This is a genomic window from Candidatus Streptomyces philanthi (assembly GCF_059553635.1).
In genome coordinates, this window is record NZ_JCANQV010000433.1 from 1 (window position 1) to 3,672 (window position 3,672).

The following is a 3,672-nucleotide window of genomic DNA, read 5'->3' on the forward strand; positions in this document are numbered from 1 at the left end:
ACCGGGGCGGGCGGCCATTCCGCCGTGGCGTTCGGTGCCTTCGCCCTGCTCACGGCCGTCGCCGCCGTCGTGGCATGGCCCCGGCACGTCCCGGTCGCCGCTCTGGTGTGCTGGACGTTCCTCGACGGGTTCGTCCTGCACACCGCCGCCGAGCTGGCCTGGCGGCCGCCCGACCGCACCGCCCTGCTCGTCCTCGCCGCCACGGGCCTGGCGGCCGGCGCGGCGGCCGCCGCTGCCCGGACCGTGGGCGCCCGCCTCCGCCCGGCACGGTGAGACGGGACGGGGAGCGCCCCGGACGGGCGACCGCCCGCCGTCCGGTGGGGAACCGGTCGGCGGGCGGTCGTGGTGGGCAGGTGCGGGGCCCGGGTCAGTCCGTGGCCTCCGCCGCCGTCGGCTTCGGGATCAGGAACGACGCCGCCAGCGCCGCGGCCAGGATGATCACACCGGTGATCATGCCGCCGGTGTACCCGCCGACCGAGGTGGGATCGGCCGGGGTCACCGCCGTCTTGACCGCGTAGAGCACCGCGAAGCTCAGTCCCGCGCCGAGGTGGAACGCGCCGGCGTTCAGTCCGGGCAGGAAGCCCGGGTTCTCGGCGGGGGAGAGCACGATGCCGAGGCCGTTGAGCACGATGTTCGCGATGCCCGCGTAGGCGACGCCCACCATCAGCGACATCACCAGCAGCAGCACCCGCGAGTGCCCGTGGATCGTGAACAGCATCAGCACGACGGTCGTCGCCGAGCCGATGAGCCCCAGCCGCAGCATCCGCCCGTAGCCGAAGGTGGCGGCGAGCCGGCCGGCGAGCGGGCCCATCGCCAGGCCCGCGAGGGCGTACGGCGTCAGCGTCCACCACGCGGACTGCTCCGCCGTCATCCCGAGACCGGCCTCCGCGTCCTGGGCGAACGCGGGGATCAGCCCGTTCATCACGGCGAAGACACCGGTCATGGTCAGCACGGTGGTCAGCAGCGTCGCCCAGGTGGAGCGCTGCTTGAGGTGCCGGGTGGCGACCAGCGGGTGCGCGCTGCGGTTCTCCGTACGCCAGAACAGCGCGAACACCGCAGCGGCCACCACGACCAGGACCGCGATCAGCGGCCAGTTGGCGTCGGCGAGCTTGCCGGCCTCGTTGAACGCGGTCAGCAGCGCGCCGACCGGGACGACCAGCAGGGCGACCCCCGCCCAGTCCATCCGGCCCTCGGAGGGAGCCTTCGACTCGGGCGCGAGGAGCAGGACCAGCGCGGTGGCGACCGCCGCGACGACGGCCATCGCCCAGAACACGGAGGCGAAGCCGTGGTGGTCGGCGAGGTAGCCGCCGGCGAGGGAGTCCAGGCCGGCGATGCCGCCGTTGACGGCGGTGATCACGCCGAGCAGCGTCCCGTACCGCTTCGGCTCCTGGACCTCGACCCGCAGCATGATCAGGCAGAGGGGGACGACGGGACCGCTCACGCCCTGCACGACGCGGCCGATGAACAGCACCGGCACGCTGGTCGCCAGCGCCGCGATCACACAGCCGACGACCATCAGGGCGAGCATGCCCGCGAGCACCTTGCGGCGTCCGGCGAAATCGGCGAGCCGCGGCACGAACAGCGAGAACAGCGCCGCCGAGGTGAAGAACGCGGTCTGGGTCAGACCGACCTCGGCGGAGCTGACGCCGAGGGTGTCCTCGATGTTCTTCAGCGCGGGACTGAGCATGCTCGCGTTCAGCTGGAAGGCGAAACAGGCCGCGAGCAGGGCCGTGAGGAGGACGCCCACCCGGATGCCGGACGAGCCGCCCGGCGCCGTGGGGGGACGCTCCGTGGTGGGGAGGTTCATGCCGCGCCGCCGTCGCCGATCCGCTCCAGGGCGTCCACCACGAGGTTCCAGAACCGCTCGTGGTCGAGCTTGACGGCGACCTGCGTGGGGCAGTCGTCGGGGGCGGGCGCGCGGAAGTCCGTCACCGTCATGCCGACGGTCAGGGCGCCGCGCAGCTCGATGTCGACCGGGGCCTTGCGGACGGTCATCACGCTCGGGTCGATGACGTACGCCACCGCGCAGGGGTCGTGGACGGGCGGGTGCTCGAAGCCCTGGTTCTCGCGGTACGCCTCGCGGAAGAAGTCGAGCAGTTCGAGGACGAACCGGGCGGGCTTGGTGCCGACGGCGGCGATCTTCGCCTCGACCTCGGGGGTGGCCAGCGCCTGGTGCGTCAGGTCGAGGCCGACCATGGTGACCGGCCAGCCCTCGTTGAAGACGATGTGCGCGGCCTCGGGGTCGATGATGATGTTGAACTCGGCGACCGCGCTCCAGTTGCCCTCGTGGTAGCCGCCGCCCATCAGGACGACCTCGCGGACCCGCTCGGCTATCCGGGGCTCCTTGCGGACGGCCAGGGCGATGTTGGTGAGACCGGCGGTCGGCACGATCGTGATCTCGCCGGGCTCGTGGGACATCACCGTGTCGATGATCAGGTCGACGGCGTGGCGGCGGTCGAGCTCGAACGCCGGGGCGGGCAGCTCCGGGCCGTCCAGCCCGGTCTCGCCGTGGATGTCGGGGGCGTTCTCGATGGAGCGGACCAGCGGCCGCGGGCTGCCCGCCGCGAACGGGACGCCGGTGATCCCGGCGATGGCCGCCACGGACAGCGCGTTGCGGGTCACCTTCTCCAGGGTCTGGTTGCCGACGACGGTGGTGACGGCGACCAGCTCGATGTCGGGATTGCCGTGGGCCAGGAGCATGGCGATTGCGTCGTCGTGCCCCGGGTCGCAGTCGAGGATGATCTTTCTGGCCACGGAAGAGCCCCTTTGCTCTGGTTGATCGGTCGATCTGTGGGTGCGGACGTCCCGCCGTTCCGCACGGGGCGGGGGCGGCGGGAGAACGGTTTCCGGGTGCCGGCCGGCTACGGCGGGCGGGCCGTCGCGGGCCCGGAGCACCCGTGGGAGAAGCGCGGAATCCGGCGGGCGGCGTGCGCGGCCCCTCACCGGCGGCGGCGCTACGGGGCGGCCGCGATACCGGCGGGACCGGTGCCGCTGCCGGACGGTGCGGATAACACGGCACACCTCCCTCGGAACTGGCGGGAAAACGTTCTCCTGAAACCTGTCCCATGGAACGGTTCGCTGTCAATGGACCAAATTCCCTACTTCTGAACATTTCCGGGGCGAACACCTGGGAAGTTGCCCGTGCGAGGCGATATGTGCCGTGCGCCCGGGGGATATCGTTTGCCCACCGCCTTGGGGGCGTATGCTCCCTGCGGACTCAGCCGGACCGACGGAAGGGGGCCGGGGACGGTGGCCGACGTCACGCTGCGGGATGTCGCCCGCGCATCGGGTTGCTCGATCGCCACGGTCTCCCGTGTGCTGGGCGGCACCCGGCCGGTGGGCGAGGAGACCGCCCGTGCCGTACGGGAGGCCGCGGCCCGCCTGGGGTACCGGCCCAACCAGGTCGCCCGCGCGCTGCGCAGCCGCTCCACCGGCACCGTCGGCCTGGTCCTGCCGCAGATCACCAACCCGTTCTTCCCCGCGCTCGTCCGCGCGATGGAACACGCCCTGCACGCCGAGGGCCGGGCGGTGCTCCTCGCCGACTGCGACGACGACCCGGTCACCGAGGGCGCCCGCATCGGCGCGCTGCTGGACCGTCAGGTCGACGCCCTCCTCGTGATACCGGCCGACGAGCGGCGCAGCCGGGAGGCGGTGGCGGCCGCGGCCGCCCGG

4 protein-coding genes are annotated in these 3,672 nt (G+C 72.8%); 2 read left to right on the plus strand and 2 right to left on the minus strand.

The window, feature by feature from the left end; genetic code table 11:
* On the plus strand, nucleotides 1-273 hold a 273-nt coding region (locus AC51EU_RS28475; protein ID WP_496269964.1), incomplete at its 5' end, for a DUF4118 domain-containing protein.
* A gap of 94 nt (nucleotides 274-367) precedes the next feature.
* Here AC51EU_RS28475 and uriT read toward each other — a convergent pair.
* On the minus strand, nucleotides 368-1,807 hold the full coding sequence (gene uriT, locus AC51EU_RS28480; protein WP_496269965.1) for a uridine transporter UriT: 1,440 nt from the start codon (nucleotides 1,805-1,807) through the stop codon (nucleotides 368-370).
* Complete coding sequence (gene uriH, locus AC51EU_RS28485) at nucleotides 1,804-2,754, minus strand: uridine-preferring nucleoside hydrolase UriH (protein ID WP_496269966.1); 951 nt, start codon at nucleotides 2,752-2,754, stop codon at nucleotides 1,804-1,806. The genes uriT and uriH overlap by 4 nt, the downstream gene beginning before the upstream one ends.
* Before the next feature lie 495 nt (nucleotides 2,755-3,249).
* Between uriH and AC51EU_RS28490 the strand changes: the two genes are divergently transcribed.
* On the plus strand, nucleotides 3,250-3,672 hold a 423-nt coding region (locus AC51EU_RS28490), incomplete at its 3' end, for a LacI family DNA-binding transcriptional regulator (RefSeq protein ID WP_496269967.1).

Excerpts from the sequence above, each read along its gene's own strand:
- uriT (WP_496269965.1), bottom strand. The coding sequence starts at position 1,807 with ATGAACCTCCCCACCACGGAGCGTCCCCCCACGGCGCCGGGCGGCTCG.